The sequence below is a fragment of the Methylobacterium sp. UNC378MF genome, from assembly GCF_900103195.1.
In the GTDB taxonomy this organism is placed as follows: Bacteria; Pseudomonadota; Alphaproteobacteria; order Rhizobiales; family Beijerinckiaceae; genus Methylobacterium.
Genome location: NZ_FMWU01000018.1, coordinates 46,172 through 62,036, shown reverse-complemented (window position 1 = coordinate 62,036; position 15,865 = coordinate 46,172). Strand labels below are relative to the sequence as shown.

The 15,865-nt window shown below is 69.0% G+C and carries 18 protein-coding genes; 8 read left to right on the top strand and 10 right to left on the bottom strand.

The genetic code is table 11. The features are described 5' to 3' along the window. The first annotated feature begins 54 nt into the window (after window positions 1-54). From BLT59_RS19220 to BLT59_RS19200, 5 genes are all read left to right on the top strand, one after another. The gene (locus BLT59_RS19220; protein ID WP_091783882.1) at window positions 55-498 is read left to right on the top strand and encodes an OsmC family protein; all 444 of its coding nucleotides are present in this window, start codon (window positions 55-57) and stop codon (window positions 496-498) included. Between the two features lie 80 nt (window positions 499-578). Further along, window positions 579-944: a YybH family protein gene (locus BLT59_RS19215; protein WP_091783878.1), complete on the top strand. Its 366-nt coding sequence runs from the start codon at window positions 579-581 to the stop codon at window positions 942-944. Between the two features lie 100 nt (window positions 945-1,044). Further along, window positions 1,045-2,391 carry a serine--tRNA ligase gene (gene serS / locus BLT59_RS19210; protein WP_091784133.1) on the top strand — a complete coding sequence of 449 codons (1,347 nt, stop codon included), beginning with the start codon at window positions 1,045-1,047 and terminating at the stop codon, window positions 2,389-2,391. Continuing rightward, the gene (gene surE / locus BLT59_RS19205; RefSeq protein ID WP_091783875.1) at window positions 2,391-3,155 is read left to right on the top strand and encodes a 5'/3'-nucleotidase SurE; all 765 of its coding nucleotides are present in this window, start codon (window positions 2,391-2,393) and stop codon (window positions 3,153-3,155) included. The genes serS and surE overlap by 1 nt, the downstream gene beginning before the upstream one ends. After that, window positions 3,152-3,799, top strand: a complete 648-nt coding sequence (locus tag BLT59_RS19200; protein ID WP_091783872.1) for a protein-L-isoaspartate O-methyltransferase family protein — start codon at window positions 3,152-3,154, stop codon at window positions 3,797-3,799. The genes surE and BLT59_RS19200 overlap by 4 nt, the downstream gene beginning before the upstream one ends. Window positions 3,800-3,830: 31 nt before the next feature. Here BLT59_RS19200 and BLT59_RS19195 read toward each other — a convergent pair whose 3' ends face one another. The 6 genes from BLT59_RS19195 to BLT59_RS19170 form a co-directional block, all read right to left on the bottom strand. Further along, a complete protein-coding gene (locus BLT59_RS19195) occupies window positions 3,831-4,709 on the bottom strand; it encodes a phytoene/squalene synthase family protein (RefSeq protein ID WP_091783869.1) in 879 nt (292 codons plus the stop codon). Beyond that, window positions 4,709-5,107 (bottom strand): Mth938-like domain-containing protein, encoded by a 399-nt coding sequence (locus tag BLT59_RS19190; protein WP_091783866.1) that lies wholly within the window; start codon window positions 5,105-5,107, stop codon window positions 4,709-4,711. Before BLT59_RS19190 ends, BLT59_RS19195 begins: the two co-directional genes overlap by 1 nt. A 12-nt stretch (window positions 5,108-5,119) precedes the next feature. Beyond that, entirely contained in the window at window positions 5,120-6,061 is a 942-nt protein-coding gene (secF, locus tag BLT59_RS19185; RefSeq protein WP_091783862.1) for a protein translocase subunit SecF, read from the bottom strand. Between the two features lie 226 nt (window positions 6,062-6,287). Further along, window positions 6,288-7,892: a protein translocase subunit SecD gene (secD, locus tag BLT59_RS19180; RefSeq protein WP_091783859.1), complete on the bottom strand. Its 1,605-nt coding sequence runs from the start codon at window positions 7,890-7,892 to the stop codon at window positions 6,288-6,290. A gap of 57 nt (window positions 7,893-7,949) precedes the next feature. Then, complete coding sequence (yajC, locus tag BLT59_RS19175) at window positions 7,950-8,282, bottom strand: preprotein translocase subunit YajC (protein ID WP_091783856.1); 333 nt, start codon at window positions 8,280-8,282, stop codon at window positions 7,950-7,952. 132 nt (window positions 8,283-8,414) lie between these two features. Beyond that, window positions 8,415-9,296: an alpha/beta fold hydrolase gene (locus BLT59_RS19170; protein ID WP_091783853.1), complete on the bottom strand. Its 882-nt coding sequence runs from the start codon at window positions 9,294-9,296 to the stop codon at window positions 8,415-8,417. Window positions 9,297-9,422: 126 nt separating this feature from the next. On the opposite strand from BLT59_RS19170, the gene BLT59_RS19165 reads away from it, so the two are divergent. Together BLT59_RS19165 and BLT59_RS19160 are read left to right on the top strand one after the other, a co-directional pair. Next, on the top strand, window positions 9,423-9,815 hold the full coding sequence (locus BLT59_RS19165) for a YidB family protein (RefSeq protein ID WP_091783850.1): 393 nt from the start codon (window positions 9,423-9,425) through the stop codon (window positions 9,813-9,815). 430 nt (window positions 9,816-10,245) lie between these two features. Next, window positions 10,246-10,587 carry a YidB family protein gene (locus tag BLT59_RS19160; RefSeq protein ID WP_091783844.1) on the top strand — a complete coding sequence of 114 codons (342 nt, stop codon included), beginning with the start codon at window positions 10,246-10,248 and terminating at the stop codon, window positions 10,585-10,587. Between the two features lie 124 nt (window positions 10,588-10,711). On the opposite strand, the gene BLT59_RS19155 is transcribed toward BLT59_RS19160, so the two are convergent. Continuing rightward, complete coding sequence (locus BLT59_RS19155; RefSeq protein WP_091783841.1) at window positions 10,712-12,181, bottom strand: peptidoglycan DD-metalloendopeptidase family protein; 1,470 nt, start codon at window positions 12,179-12,181, stop codon at window positions 10,712-10,714. 191 nt (window positions 12,182-12,372) lie between these two features. On the opposite strand from BLT59_RS19155, the gene BLT59_RS19150 reads away from it, so the two are divergent. Continuing rightward, entirely contained in the window at window positions 12,373-12,912 is a 540-nt protein-coding gene (locus BLT59_RS19150) for a GNAT family N-acetyltransferase (protein WP_091783838.1), read from the top strand. A gap of 45 nt (window positions 12,913-12,957) precedes the next feature. Here BLT59_RS19150 and BLT59_RS19145 read toward each other — a convergent pair whose 3' ends face one another. The 3 genes from BLT59_RS19145 to rlmJ all read right to left on the bottom strand — a co-directional run bounded on the left by BLT59_RS19145 (window position 12,958) and on the right by rlmJ (window position 15,853). Further along, a complete protein-coding gene (locus BLT59_RS19145) occupies window positions 12,958-13,227 on the bottom strand; it encodes a hypothetical protein (RefSeq protein WP_091783835.1) in 270 nt (89 codons plus the stop codon). A 276-nt stretch (window positions 13,228-13,503) separates the two neighbouring features. Continuing rightward, window positions 13,504-14,781, bottom strand: coding sequence for a porin (locus tag BLT59_RS19140; protein ID WP_091783832.1), 1,278 nt, complete (start codon window positions 14,779-14,781; stop codon window positions 13,504-13,506). Window positions 14,782-15,004: 223 nt separating this feature from the next. Beyond that, entirely contained in the window at window positions 15,005-15,853 is an 849-nt protein-coding gene (gene rlmJ / locus BLT59_RS19135) for a 23S rRNA (adenine(2030)-N(6))-methyltransferase RlmJ (RefSeq protein WP_091783829.1), read from the bottom strand. Window positions 15,854-15,865 lie beyond the last annotated feature (12 nt).

The following is a 15,865-nucleotide window of genomic DNA, read 5'->3' as shown; positions in this document are numbered from 1 at the left end:
ATCGAGCGTTGGATATCCCGGCAGGTCGAGCCACGCGCCTGCCGGGGAGCATCGATGGATACGGGGCCGACGATCCGGATTACCCAAGTCGCGGATTACGTCTTCACCGTTGATTTCAGCACGGCCCTGCCGGCGCTCATCACCGACGAGGCGCCGCCGATCGGCGGCGGGACCGGGCCGTTCCCCGAGCAGTTGCTGATCTCCGGCGTCGCCAACTGTCTCTGCGCCAGCCTCGTCTTCGCCCTGGGCAAATTCCGCCAGGACGCGCACGGCGTCGCGGCCGAGGCGTCCTGCCGGGTGGAGCGGAACGCCGAAGGGCGATTGCGCATCACCGGGATCGGCGTCCACATCCGGCTAGGGGCTGTCGCCGCCGACATGCCGCGGATCGACCGGGTGCTCGCGCAGTTCGAGCGGTTCTGCACCGTCTCGGAGAGCGTGAAGGCCGGGATCCCGGTCGCCGTCTCGGTGGCCGACCGCGACGGCACGCGCCTGAAATGACCGGCGCGCCGGGGACAAATCGGCCGCCCGGCGCATTGCCGCAACATCAACCGGCCGCCGAAGCCGGACGAGGAGACGCCATGACGGATCACACGCGAGAGCCCGCCCGCGCCCCCGAGGACCTCGCTGCCCTGTTCAACCGACGCGCCAATGCCGGCGACGTCGAGGGTCTCGTCGCCCTCTACGAGCCCGACGCGGTGCTGGCGGCGGGCCGCGTCGTCGCCACGGGTCACGCCCAGATCCGGAGCTTCTACGCCGACCTGCTGGCGCGCAAATCCGATTTCCCGGCACCGGAGACGCCGCCGCCCCTGCGCAACGGCGGGCTGGCCATGACCTTCGCGCGGCTGCCCAACGGCGCGTTCTCGGTGGAGGTCGCCCGCGAGCAGCCGGACGGGACGTGGCTCTGGGCGATCGACCAGCTCAAGCTCGCGCCGCCGAAGGGCTGACGGGCGGCTCGGACGCTGCCGCGCGCTTGTCCCACCGGACGCGATGCGGCAAAGCGGGGCCCGCGCGCTCGACGCCGCGCAGAAGACCCGAGCCGACTCGATGCACGACATCCGCGCCATCCGGGAGAACCCGGACGCCTTCGACCGCGACCTCGCCCGCCGGGGCCTCGCGCCGCTCTCGGCCGAGCTGATCGCGCTCGACGAGGCGCGGAAATCGTCCGTTTCGGCCGCGCAGGCCAATCAGGAGCGGCGGAACGCCCTGGCCAAGGAGATCGGCGGCGCCAAGAAGGCGAAGGACGAGGACCGCGCTACCGCCCTGATGGCGGAGGTCGCGGCTTTGAAAAGTGCCGAGCCGGAGCTGAAAGCCGCGCAGGACGCGGCCGACAAAACCCTGGCCGACCGGCTCGCCGCGATCCCGAACCGGCCGAAGCCCGACGTGCCGGACGGCGCCGACGAGCACGGCAACGTCCTTTATCGCAGCCACGCCGCGACGCGCGAGCGGCTGAACGAGGGCAAGGAGCATTTCGAGCTCGGCGAGGCCTCGGGCCTGATGGATTTCGAGGCGGCGGCCAAGTTGTCCGGCTCGCGATTCGTGGTGCTGAAAGGTCAGCTCGCGCGGCTCGAGCGGGCGCTCGGCCAGTTCATGCTCGACCTGCACACGCAGGAGCACGGCTACCTGGAGGTGGCGCCGCCGGTGCTGGTGCGCGACGCCGCCATGTTCGGCACCGCACAGCTGCCGAAGTTCGAGGACGATCAGTTCTCGGTCTTCAAGGGCCTCGATTATGTCAAGTCGCTGCAAGGGCAAGCCGGCGCGGAGTCCGCGCCGGTCAGCGACGAGCATTTCTGGCTTGTCCCCACCGCCGAGGTGCCGCTGACGAACCTCGTGCGCGAGTCCATCCTCCGCGAAGAAGAGCTGCCCCTGCGCTTCACCGCGCTCACCCCATGCTTCCGGGCCGAGGCCGGGGCGGCGGGGCGCGACACCCGCGGCATGCTGCGCCAGCATCAGTTCAACAAGGTCGAGCTGGTCTCGATCACGACGCCGGAGGAATCGGCCAACGAGCACGAGCGGATGCTGACCTGCGCCGAGGCGGTGCTGAAGAAGCTGGATCTGCCCTACCGGGTGATGACCCTGTGCACCGGCGACATGGGCTTCGCGAGCCAGAAGACCTACGACATCGAGGTCTGGGTTCCGGGCCAGCGCACCCACCGCGAGATCTCGTCCTGCTCGGTCTGCGGCGACTTCCAGGCGCGGCGGATGAACGCCCGCTACCGGGGCAAGGACGGCAAGCCGGCCTATGTTCACACCCTCAACGGCTCGGGCGTCGCGGTCGGCCGCGCGCTCATCGCCGTGATGGAGAACTACCAGAACCCGGACGGGAGCATCACGGTCCCGTCGGTGCTCCACCCCTACATGGGCGGGCTCAACCGGATCGAGGGCACCCGCTGATGCGCATCCTGGTCACCAACGACGACGGCATCCACGCGCCGGGGCTCAGTACCCTGGAGGAGATCGCCCGGGAGCTCTCGGACGACGTCTGGGTGGTGGCGCCGGAGAGCGACCAATCCGGCGTGTCGCATTCCCTCTCACTCAACGACCCGCTGCGGCTGCGGCAGGTCTCGGAGCAGCGCTTCGCCGTGAAGGGCACCCCGTCGGACTGCGTGATCCTGGGCGTGCGCCACATCCTCGGCGAGCATGGGCCGGATCTCGTCCTGTCCGGCGTCAACCGCGGCCAGAACGTCGCCGAGGACGTGACTTATTCCGGGACGATCGCGGCCGCCATGGAGGGGACAATCCTCGGCATCCGCTCTATCGCGCTGAGCCAGGCCTACGGCGCGGGCGGGCGCGGCGCGCTCAAGTGGGCCTGCGCCCGGACGCACGGCGCGAAGGTCGTCCGGAAGATCCTGGAGACCGGGATCGAGCCCGGCATCCTGGTCAACGTGAATTTTCCGGATTGCGAACCGGCCGACGTGCAGGGCATCGCGGTTGCGGCGCAGGGCTTCCGCAACCAGGCGCTGCTGTCGATCGACGCGCGGGTGGACGGGCGCGGCAACCCGTATTTCTGGCTGGCCTTCGCCAAGGCCCGGTTCGAGCCGGGCCACGGCTCGGATCTCAAGGCCATCGCGGAGAAGCGGATTTCGGTGACGCCGCTACGTCTCGACCTCACCGACGAGCCGACCCTGACGCGCTTCGCGCAGGCCTTCGCCGAGTGATCGATCTGGGCAGCCTGGAGGAGGCTGCCGGCAATGCGGCCTTTGTGATGGCGCTGCGCGGGCGCGGTCTGCGCGACACCGCGGTGCTGAGAGCCATGGAACAGGTGACGCGGGACGCCTTCGCGCCGCCGCAGCATCGGGAGCATGCACGGCGCGACATCGCTCTGCCCCTGCCCTGCGGCGCGTCGATGACGGCGCCGTCAACGGTGGCGCTCATGCTGACGCTTCTGCGCCTCGAGTCGGGCCAGCGCGTCCTGGAGATCGGCACGGGCTCGGGCTACGTGACCGCCCTGCTGGTCCAGCTGGGCGCGGGGGCGGTGCTCAGCCTGGAGCGCTACACCTCGCTGGCCGGGGCGGCGACGCGGCGGCTCGCCGCCCTGTCCGAAGTGCATATCGTCCGGGCCGACGGGCTCGCCCCGGAGCTGCCGGACGGGGGCTTTGACCGCATCCTGGTCCACGGCAGCGTCGCGGCGATTCCGCCGCATTGGCGCGCGGCCCTCGAACCCGGCGGCCGGCTGGTGACGGGTCTCAACAGCGCGGGGGGTTGCCGGGTCGCCGTGCTGGCGACGCCGGAGGCCGAGCCGGAACCGGGCGCGCCGGCCCGTCTCCCGAGGCTGGTCCCGGGGATGGCGCAGCTTCTCTGACGCCGAGCCGTCATCGCGAGCGCAGCGACCTTTACCCCACCCGTCGCGCCGCCCGCCAGAGCCGCCACAGGCGGCGCCAGCGCGGCAGCTCGGTGGGCGTGTTGAGCGGGTCGTACGAGGCCCGCTCCATGGCGGAAAGGTAGGGCTCCGCCAGGGCCACCGGCAGGAACGCGGCCCCCGCCGAGGGCGCGATGGTCGGGCGCGCCGCCTCGAAGGCCTTGAGATGCTGGCGGGCGAGGTCGCGCAGGTCGGCACAGGCCCGGCGTAAACCCGGGCCGCCGCGGCCGGTGACGATGTCCTCCCGGGTGACGCCGTAGCGGCCGAGGATGTCGGCGGGCAGGTAGACCTGCCCCGCGCGCGCGTGCCAGGGCAGGGCCCGCAGGAGCCCGGTGATCCCGTAGGCGACCCCGGCATGGCCGGCCGCACCCGCGCCGCCCGGCTCGGTGCCGTTGCCGATCACGAGGCTCGCCAGCCGGAACAGGGCCGAGGCGGTCTCGCCGCAATACCCTTCCAGGTCGTTCACCCGCGGCATCGGATCCTCGTAGAGGTCGAAGACACGCGCATCGATCAAGTCGACGAAAGGCTGCCGTCCGAGGCGGTTCACCCGGATCGCCTCTTCCAGGGCGGCCGCCACCGGGTTCGCGCGCACGTCGCCCCGCGCCTCGCCCTGGAGGGCGTCGCGCCACCATTGCAGGCGGATCTCGCCGGCCATCGGGTTCGAGACGGCCTCGCGAACCCGCGCGATGGTCAGGCTGAAGGCGTAGAGTGCGAAGAGATGCGGCCGTGCGGCGGCCGGGGCGAACAGAGTCGCGTAGTAGCGGTCCGGGTCGCCGGTCCGCACGAGATCCTCGCAATGAGACTGCGCGAAGGCGAGTCCAGTCTCAGCCGTCCTGCCGTCGACCTCCGGCATCAGGCCACCGCGATCAGCGCGGCCGCGACCTTGCGGTTCTCGGCCACGAGGATGTTGTAGGTGCGGGCAGCGGCCCCGGTCTGCATCACGTCGAGTCCGACGCCGAAATCCCTGAGCCAGCCCCGCAGGGCCGGGTCGATCGCCGCGATGTCGAGGCCGGTGCCGACGAGCAGCAGTTCGATTCCTGCCGCCTCAGCCTGGACCGGGCGAAGCGCCGTGCGGTCGATCGCCCGGGGCTCCAGCACGTCCCACGCGCGCACGCCCGAGGGCAGCATCAGGATCGAGCCGCGATGCGACATGCCGGCGAAGCGGAAGCCGCCGTTGCCGTAGGTGTCGATGATGTGGCGCCCCGGCACGAAGCCGGATTCGAAGCTCTTCGGGGTCTCCCGCTCGGCCATGTTCGAAACAAACTACTCCGCGGGTTGCGGGACGCCCGACCGCTCGGCCGCCGCGCGCGCGCCCGAGAGCATCAGCCCCAGGTAGATCAACACCGGCGTCGAGATGAAGATCGCCGAGTAGGTGCAGATCAGGACGCCGCAGAGCATCACCACGGCGAAGCCCTTGATCGCCTCGCCGCCGAACAGCACCAGCGCCAGCAGCGACAGGGAGGACGAGATCGACGTCATCACGGTGCGCGACATGGTCGAGTTGATCGACAGGTTGAGCAGGTCGACGGTGGGGATGGTCTTGTACCGGCGCATGAGCTCGCGGGTCCGGTCGAACACCACCACGGTTTCGTTGAGCGAGTAGCCCACGATCGTCAGGATCGCGGCGATCGAGGTCATGTTGAACTCGATGCGCGTGATGATGAACACGCCGACCGTCAGCACGATGTCGTGGAGGGTGCCCACGATGGCGCCGAGCGCCAATTCCCGCTCGAACCGGAACCACAGGTAGAGCAGCACCGCCACGACCGAGAGCACGACGCCGAGCGTGCCGGACTGGACCAGTTCGCCGGAGACGCGCGGACCGACGGTCTCGGTGCGGCGGAAATCGTAATCCTTGTCGAAGGCGGCGTGCGCCTTGTTCATGACCGCGGTCTGGCCCTGCTCGCCGGGCTGGAGCGGCAGGCGGACCAGCACGGTGCCCTGGTTACCGAGCTCCTGCACCTCCGGCTCACCGAAGCCGAAGCCGGCGGCCGTGTGCCGGATCGACGCCACATCGGCCGTGCCGGACTTCGCCTGCAGCTCGACCAGGGTCCCGCCCTTGAAGTCGATGCCGAAATTCAGCCCGATCGACAGGAACAGCGCCACGGTCGCGAGCGACAGCACCGCCGAGAGCGGGAAGGTGAAGCGCCGGAATCGCATGAAGTCGAAATGCGATTCATCGGGCCAGAGGCGAAGCAGGCGCATGGAAACGGACCTAACGTTTGGGAGATCTCAGCACCGACCCGTTCGTCCCACCTTCACCCTCATCCTGAGGTGCCGTAGCGAAGCGGAGGCCTCGAAGGAGGCTTCCAGGGATCGCTGCGCCTCCTGGAGCGCTCCTTCGAGGCCCGCTGACGCGGGCACCTCAGGATGAGGTGATGGTCTGGAGCGGCCTTTCCGCCGGTGATGCGTCTCCCGAAAGTGAACTCGTTCAGAACGGCAGGGCCTTCGGCCGGAAGGTCTTGTACCACACCGCGATCATCATCCGGGTCAGCGTCACGGCAGTGATGACCGTCGTCAGGATGCCGAGGATGAAGACCACAGCGAAGCCCTTCACCGGGCCCGAGCCGAGGAAGAACAGGATCAGGGCGGCGATCGCCATGGTCGAGTTCGAGTCGATGATCGTGGCGAAGGCCCGGTCGAAGCCCGCCTGGAGCGCCGAGATCAGCGAGCGGCCGGCATGGCTCTCCTCGCGCATGCGCTCGTAGATCAGCACGTTGGAATCGACCGCGGTGCCGATGGTCAGCACGATGCCGGCGATGCCGGGAAGCGTCATGGTCGCCTCCAGCACCGACATCAGGCCCAGGATCAGCCCGACATGGACCATGAGGGCGATGTTGGCGATGAAGCCGAAGGTGCCGTAGGTGGCGAACATGAAGGCGACCACGAGGGCCGCCGCCACCAGGGTCGCGAGCTTGCCGGCCTCGATCGAGTCGCGGCCGAGCCCCGGTCCGACGACGCGGCGCTCGACCACGGTGAACTTGGCCGGCAGCGCGCCGGCCCGGAGCAGCACCGCGAGGTCATTGGCCTGCTGGACCGTGAAGTTGCCGGTGATCTGGCCCGAGCCGCCGGTGATCGCCGAGCGGATCACGGGCGCCGACACCACCTCGTTGTCGAGCACGATTGCCATGCGCCGACCGACATTCTCCGAGGTCGCCTGCCCGAAGCGCTGAGCCCCGCGCAGGTTGAACTTGAAGCTCACCATCGGCTCGTGAGATTGCTGGTCGAAGGACGGCTGCGCGTCGGTCAGTTCGCCGCCATCGGCCATCACCCGGCGCTCGACCGGCACCTTCGCGCCCTTCTCGTCCTTCGACGGCAACATGTCGACGTCGCCGGACGGGCTGTCGGCGAGCATGCGGAACTCGAGCTTGGCGGTGGAGCCGAGGAGCCTCTCGAGCCGCTCGGGGTTCTGCTCGCCCGGCACCTGGATCAGGATCCGGTCGGCGCCCTGCTGCTGGATCGAGGGCTCGGTGGTGCCGGTGGAATCGAGGCGGCGCCGGATGACCTCGATGCCCTGGCTCACCGCCCGGCGGGTCCGGTCGGTGATCCCGGCATCGGTCAGCGTCAGGCGGATCACGCCGCCGGGCTGCTCGGAGATATCGAGGGTCCGGGCCGCCGTCTGGCCGAGCGACGTGGTGATCGGCAGCGACAGTTCCTGAAGCTTCGGCAGGACCTTGGCCCGGGCCGCGTCGTCGGCGACCTTCACCTGGACGCCACGCTGGAGCAGGCCGATGCCGCCGTCGGCGCGGACGTTCTCCTGCTGAAGAACCCGGCGCACGTCGTCGCGCAGGGCCTTGGCCTGGGAGGCGATCAGCTCGTTCTGATCGACTTCGAGCAGGAGCTGCGAGCCGCCCTGCAGGTCGAGGCCGAGCACGATGGCGCGAGTTGGCACCACCCAGCTCGGAAACCACGAGGGCAGGCTGGCGACGAAGCCCTTGCGCTGCTCGGGCGAGAAGAAGCTCGGCACGGCGAGCATCAGCCCCACCAGGATCAGGCCCAGCGTCGCGATGATCTTCGCACGGGAGAAGCGCAGCATCGGCCGTCTTTTTCTCTTGTGGGCCGGCGCGTTACGCCGGCCAGTTCAAACGGAAGCTCAGGCGGCCTTCACCGAGCCCTTGGCGCGGACCTCGGAGATCATCGAGCGGACCACGCGCACGCGGACGTTGGGGGCGATCTCCACCTCGATCTCCGGCTGGTCGTCCGCCGCTTTGGTCACGCGCCCGACGAGGCCGCCATTGGTCACGATCGTGTCGTCCCGGCGCACGGACTTGAGCAGGGTCTGGTGGTCCTTGACCCGCTTCTGCTGCGGTCGCAGGATCAGGAAGTACATGATCACGAAGATCAGGACGAACGGGATCACCTGAAAGGCGATCTCCGCTCCGCCAGCGGCCGTACCGGCCCCTTGCGCGAAGGCGGGGGTGATCAACGAGCGTCTCCTGCAAATGGCGATCGGGCCTGCCGCCGGTTTTCGGCGTGGGCAGACCTGTCGAAAAGCGCGCGGACTATAGCCAGGGGCTTCCCGAAAGCAACGTCGAAGCGACGGGCATCGGCGGCGGCGTCACAGCAGGGCGCGCACCGCCGCCGCGAAGGCGTCGGGTGCCTCCTGGGGAAAGTTGTGGCCCACCCCCGCGACGATCTCACGCCGGTACGGACCGGTAAAGTGGCGGGCCTCCGTGTCGGCCGCGGACGGCGGCGCGACGCCGTCGTCGGCGCCGAGCAGCACGATCGACGGCACGGCAATCGTCGGCTGGGCCGCCAGCCGCGCCTCGATCTCCACCAGCGCCGGATCGCCCGGCACGAGCCCGAAGCGGTGGCGGTAGGAATGCACCACCACGTCGACGAAGTCGGGATTGTCGAAGGCGCCGGCGGTCCGCGCGAAGGTCTCCGCGTCGAACGCCCAGGTTGGCGACCAGAGCTGCCAGAGCAGGCGGCAGAAGGCGTCCCGGTTCTCGGCGAGGCCAGCGCGGCCGCGCGCACCGTGGAGGTAGTACTGGTACCAGAGACGGTGCTCGTTCTCCGGCGCGGCGGGCCGCCCCGCGGCCGGAATGTTCTGGATGTTGTAGCCGACGCCGCAGCTCACGAGCCCGCGGGCTCGTTCTGGCCAGAGCGCCGCCGCCACGCAGGCGGCCCGGCCGCCCCAATCGTAGCCGGCGAGCACGGCCCGCTCGACGCCAAGGGCATCAAGGAAGGCAAGAAGATCGGCGCCGAGCGCCGCCTGCTCTCCGGAGCGCGGCGTGGCGGGGTCCAGGAATCGCGTTGCGCCGTAGCCACGCAGGGACGGGACGAGGCAGCGGACCCCGTCGGCGGCGAGCTGCGCGGCCGCGGTTTCGCAGGCATGGACATCGTAGGGGAAGCCATGGAGCAGCACCGCGGGCGGCCCGTCGGGCGGCCCAATCTCCAGATAGGCAACCTCCAGGACGCCGGCCCGCACGCGCTTCATGAATGGCTCTCGGATTCGTGACGCTGCGAGCTTACCGGGTTTGCCGCGCAAATGCCGCATGCGCTTGCCGCCGCGGGTCCGCGCCCGACTTCATCGTGCGTCGAAGAGGCGCGACGGTGGAGAAACATGAATCTGCTCGACGGTGCGAAGAACCTGATCGGTGATGTGGTTGCGGCGGCCGATCGGGTCCTCGAAGAGACCGGCAGCGGCAAGCTCGCCCTATCCATGGCGAAGTTTCATCCCGGCGGCCTTGCTGCCTTTCTCGACAGCCTGCGCCAGGCCGGCCATGGCGCCGCGGTGGAGTCCTGGCTCTCGGGTGGCGAGCGGCAGGCGGTGCCGGCCGCCGCGCTCGCCGCCTGCCTGCCGGACGGCGTGACCGAGCGCCTCGCCTATGATCTGAGCGTTCCGGAGGGTCGGGTTCCCACGGTGCTCGCGGAATTTCTGCCGGCCGCGGTCGCGGACCAGAGCGAGAACGGGCGCCTGATGCCGCAGCCGAATTTCAGCACGCAGGTCCGCTGATCGGCCGAGCCCGACGGGCCGACGCGTCACATCAGGGTGGTACTGTTGCGCAGCTTAGACAGCAGACCTGCTTCGTAGAGCGGCATCACGCGGGTTGACCGTTTTTGGGGCAAATACCCCTACAATGCGGGCACCTGCAGCAGAGCGGCCGCAGGAACACGGCGGCCGCGAGGGGGCGCTCCGGCGAATGCGCCGCGCTGAAAGCCGGCAACGCCAGGGTCGCGCCGGCCGTGATCACGAGCACGAATGACTGAGCCAGGGACCTCATGACCGCCGGCCTTCGATCGATATCCGGGGTCGCTTGGCGCGCCAGAGCTCGCGGCTGTCGACCGAATTGCGGCTGGCGCGGTCGCGCAGCAGACCGCCGGCCCTCCTCCTTCCCGGACATCGCCCTCGAATCCCACCGGTCGACGATCCGACGGGGGATTTCATGAGCCTGCTCAACTCTCTCGGCGGCTCGCTGGGGCAGATCGCGCTCAAGGCGCTGCCGGGCGTGATCCAGCAGGTCCTGCCCGGCGGGCTCAACGCGCTGCTCGATCAGCTCCGGCGATCGGGCTACGAGAACCAGGTCAGTTCCTGGCTCGGTCGCGGGCCGAACGAGCCGATCACCGCCGAGGACCTGCGCAAGGTCCTCGACAACGAGCAGGTGCGCCAGATGGCGCAGAAGCTCGGCATCCCGATGGACCAGCTGTTCCCGACCCTGGCGCAGGCGCTGCCTGAGACCGTGGACCATCACAGCCCGGACGGGACGCTCCAGGAGCCGAAGGCCTAGACGGCGACGTTACGGCACTCGTGGTCTTGCACGCGGCGCGATCGGCAGGCTTCAACCTGCGGTCGCAACGCGAAAACGGCGGCCCCATCTAGGACCGCCGCTCACATCAGACTGGAAGTGCCGCTCAGTTGCTGGCGAGCTGCGACATCGGATCGACAGGCGAGCCGCCCTTGCGGATCTCGAAGTGCAACTGCGGCGAGGTCACGTTGCCGGAGGCTCCAGACTTCGCGATCGTCTGGCCGCGCTTGACCTTGTCGCCGGGCTTCACGTCGATCTCGCCGTTATGGGCGTAGGCCGAGACGTAGCCATTGGCGTGCCGCACCAGGACAAGCTTGCCGTAACCCTTCACGTCGGAGCCGGCATAGGCGACCGTGCCCTCCTCGGCCGCCTTGACGGGCGTGCCTTCCGGCACAGCGATGTTGATGCCCTCGTTGCCGGAACTGCCGTAACCGGAGATCACCCGGCCCTTGGCGGGCCAGCGGAAGCTCTCCGAAGCCTCGGCGACCGAGCCGGTCGCGGCCGGCTCGGATTTGGCCGGAGTGGCGGCCGCGACAGCAGCCGGCTTCGGTGTCTCCTTGGCGGCAACCTTCTCCACTTTCTCGGCAGCGGCGGCCTTCTGCGCGGCCTCCTTGGAGGCCTCCTTAGCGGCCTTCGCCTCGGCGAGCTTCTGGGCAGCCTCCGCCTTCGCGGCGGCCTTCGACTCAGCCCTGGCGTCCTGGGCCTTCGCTTCGGCCTTCGCTTTCGCCTCAGCCTTCGGATCCGCCTTCTTCTCGTCCGCCTTGGCAACCTGCCCGGGGCGCACGTGCTTCGGCTTCTCACCCTCCTTCAGGGCGGCCTCCTTGCGGGTCTTGGTGTCGGCGAGCTTGCGGGCGGCGGCGTCGCGGGCGAGGGCCTCCTTGCGCTCGGCCTCCTTCTCGGCAGCGGCAGCCTTCAGCGCAGATTCCTTGGCGGCCTTCGCCTCGGCGAGCTTCTGGGCGACCTCCTTGGCCTCCTCGCGCTTCGTCGCGATCTTGCTCTCGACCTGCTTGGCGTCCTCACGCTTCTCCTCGGCGGCCCGGGCGGGCCGGGCTGACATCGGGGCCGCGGCGGGATTCAGGCCGGAGGCGTTGTAGACCGGGATCACGATCTGACGGCCTGGCGTGATCTGGTTCGCGCTGGACAGGCCGTTGGCAGCCAGGATCGCCGAGGCGGGCACGCCGAAGCGGGTCGACATCTGGTTCAGGCTGTCATTGCGCGACACGGTGATCTGAGTCCCACCCTCGGCGCTCCAGCCGACCTTGCCGGTCGAGGCGACGCGGGCCGCGGGAGCGGCGGCGTTGGTCTGAACCGGCGTCGCGGCCGCGGCCGGGCGTGCGGCGCCGGGCGCGCCCAGCGCCTCCGACTGGATGCGGCCCGTCCGGACCGGCGGCACGGATTTCAGGCTTCCGTCCGGCAAGCTGCCGGTGGCGGAGGGCTCCGAATCGAACGGGTTCGAGAACGGGTTGGTCAGACGCGATGCGTCCGACGAACAGGCGGCGGCCGCCCCGCCGATGATGCCGATGAGCGCGACGCGCGACAGCGTCCGCAACATCTGACCCGTACCGCGCACCCGCATCGACGCACCCGTTTGCCTGACGCAACCTGATGCGCCAATGAAGACGGATTCAGGTTAAGCAACCGTTCCCGTTCAGCATGTCTGCGACCGTGAGGCGAAGGTATGCCGGCGGTTTTCGCGCCGCGTCGGGGATGAATCTCGCGGGCGGGTTCGTCCCTTTTCGTAATCGGCCGGCACACCACATCGAAGGCATGTTTACCATCCGCGGCGCGCGCGACACCCTTGCCGACCTTCCCCGGATCGAGACCGCGCGTCTCGCAATTGCCCCCCTCCAGGTCACGGATGCACCGGCCCTGCGCCAACTCACCGACGATCCGGCGATCACCGCGGCGGTGGATTTCCTGCCGACGCCGTTCACGCTGCAGGATGCAGAAGACCTGATTCGCAGTTGTGGGCGAGGCCGGGATTGCTTCCTCGGCGCATGGACCCGCGACGGCGTCCCCGATGCGGCCTCGCGCGCGCTCGCCGGGGTCGTCGGCACGCATCTGCGCGGCGCCGGGACGATCGAGATCGGATATTGGGTCGGCGGTGCCGCCCGCGGGCGTGGCTTCGCCTATGAGGCTGTTTCGGCGATCCTTGATCTTCTCGGCGAACGCTTCCCGGCGCGGCTTATCGTGGCGGAGTGTCGCCCCACCAACGTGGCGTCCTGGGGCTTGCTGGAGAAGCTAGGCTTTCGCGACACGGGCGAGGAGGGTCACCGGCCGGGCCGCCGCCTGCTCAGACGCGACTGAGTCTCGACGGGCGGCCGGACTCTGCGCTGCCTTCCTCATGCACCCCTAGCGGCGCGCCTTCGTGCGTCGTGGGCCGAATGCGAAGGACGTCTCGTCGTCGGGTAAGCGCTCCGCCAGCGCGAAACTGTGCAGCTCGTTGAGGCCGCCGCCGTCTCGGGGATGCGCCGCGAACAGGGCGCAGAAGGCTGCCCGCACCACGTCCTTCCTGGACGCGTCGGGATGCTTCTCCCTAAGGGCGGCACGCAACGCCTTCGGCGTCATTCCAGGCGCGGCGAGACTCCTCAGCGTCGCCGCCAGCGCCTCGATCGAAGCCATCCGAAAGATCCCCGTCGGCGGGCAAGCCCGGCGTCGCTTTATACGGCCCGAATCCCCGCAAGTGCAGGCCCTCGACATGAGGATCCGAATAGCGCCGAAGCTCATTCAAGCCATTCATCACAACAAATCACATGTTTATCACCATCAATACTGCAAATATCCGCCAGAAACGGCTCGCAAGGCCCGAATTTTCCGATCAAGCAATTAAAAAACCCCCGGACCTGAGGCCGGGGGCTTGCGGAAGTCCGGTTCTTCGAACCGGACTGATCGGTCTGATCAGAAGGTGATGCCGGTCTCGACCATGTAGCGATCCTGCGAGGTGCGGTTGCCGGTACGGCCGAAGCCGGTGCCAAGCGTGCCCTCCGCGAGATTGCCGCGGGTGATGCCGCCGAGTTCGACATGGGCGTATTCCACCCGGAAGAAGTAGCGGTCGAAGGTGAAGGTCGGCGTCACGGTGACCGAGAAGGCGTTGCTGCCCGCGCCGAAGCCCAGCAGGTTGGTTCCGCCCGAACCGCGGACGCCGGTCTGCTCGGTGTACTCGACGCGGCCGGCCAGGGAGAAATTGTCGGTGAACGAGTAGGCCGCCAGCAGCGCGCCGCCATAGGTCGAGGCCGAATTGGCGATGCCGACGCGCAGGTCACGCTCGACGTTGGTGAACTGGAAGTACGGCGAGATGATCCAGGGGCCGTTCGCGTAGGTGTAGTTGATGTTGAAGATGCCGCTGTTCTGCTGGAGATTCGGCGTGGCGAACTGGTAGCGCGGGCTGCGGTCGAGGGCGTTGGTCCGGCCGACGTTCAGGCCGCCGTTGACGCCGATCGTGTTGAAGTCGTCGAGCTTGTAGGCGACGTTGCCGGTGAACCACGTGATCTCGTTGGAGAAGAAGCCGTCCGTGCCCGCGAGCGACACCGAGAGCGGGCCGCTGCTGTAATTGACCTGCACGCCCTGGTTGATGAAGTTCTCCTGCACGAACAGGAGGCCGCGGTTGATGTTCAGGTTCTGGTAGGTGAACAGCAGCTCGGTGCCGATCAGGGTGAACATCCGGCCGCCCTGGACCGACCATTCATCGTTGATCTGGATCTTGCCGAAGGCGACCGGGACCGGACCGAACAGGAGATCGGTCTGGGTGAAGGTGCCGAGGGTGGGGAAGCCGAGCTGCGGGATCGAGTAGCCGCCGGCCTGGATGTAGAACTGGAACGCGCCCTCGGGCTTCTGGATGATGCCCTGGACGTTCGAGAAATCGAACCGGGCCGAGCGGTCGCGATCGTTGGGCGCCGCCGGAGTCGAGAACGACGCGAACGGGTTGGACTGCGTGTAGCCATAGCCCGTGATGGCGCCGCCCACGTAGAGGTCGCCCAGCGGCCCCGCGGAGAAACAGCTCGGGTTCGGGTTGGCCTTGATCACGCCGCTGTAGGCCGGACCGAGCAGCGTGGCCTTGCAGGGCTCGGCGGGGGGCGCGACCGGAACCGGCGCCGGGGCCGACAGATCGGCCGCGAGGATGCTGGTCGAGGACAGCAGCACGGTGGCCAAGCCGGCCAGGGTGGATCGCTTCAGCATGGTGTCGCAGCTCGTTCGGGTTCGTTCACGGCCAAGCTGACATCGCGACGCGATTGATACAAAATCAAACATAGAGCAATTGCATAATTTTTGGGCAGTTCGGTATCGCCGAACACGTTCGATGCGGAAATGTGACTTTGCCGCCACATTCTTCGTGGCGGACCGGCCTTTTCCTTGAACCGGAGCCTGAACAGCTTACCGGGTGCGGGCCAATTCTGTCGTGTCAGGCCACCGGGCCGATCGGATCGCAGCGAAACCCTCCGAACTCCTTCCGGGCCAAGCGTTCGGCGAGGGCCGGCAGGAACAGCGCCGCCTCCTCGGCGAGGCGCCAGGGCGGGTTGACCACGATCAGGCCGCTCCCGGTCAGCCGCGTCGGGTCGTCCGGCCGGTCGATCAGCAGGTCGAGCCGCAGGGCCGGGCGGGGCAGGGCGGCGTCGAGGGCGCGGACCATCCGGTCGAGCGCCGCGGCGTCCTTGATCGGGTACCATGCCAGGAACAGGCCCGTCGGCCATTTCGCCACCGCCCGGGCGAGATGGGTGCCGAGGCGCTCGATCTCGCCGGGTACCTCGTAGGGCGGGTCGATCAGCACGAGGCCGCGCCGCTCCGGCGGCGGGATCTGCGCATTGATCGCGGTCCAGCCGTCGAGGTTCATCACCTTGGTGCGGGAATCGCGGGCGTACCGGCCCTGCAGCGTCGCGGCGTCCGCCGGGTGCAGCTCGACGAACACGCCCTTGTCGCCGGGGCGCAGCGCCTCGCGAATCACGGCCGGCGAGCCCGGATAGGCGGTGGCGCCGTGGCGCGCCCGCACCGCGGCCACCGCGGCCCGGTAGGGCGCCAGCAGCGCCTCCACCTCTGGCGCGAAGGGCGCCTCCATCCGGCCCCAGCCGTCCCGCCACTCGCCGGTGCGGGCCGCCTCGTCAGCCTCGAGATCGTAGACGCCGAGCCCCGCGAAGGCGTCCAGCACCCGGAACGCCTTGTCCTTGAGGCGCAGGTGGTCGAGCACCCGCGCCAGAACGAGGTGCTTGAGGACGTCGGCGTGATTGCCGGCGTGGAAGGCGTGCCGATAGTTCATGGCAGCGCGCTC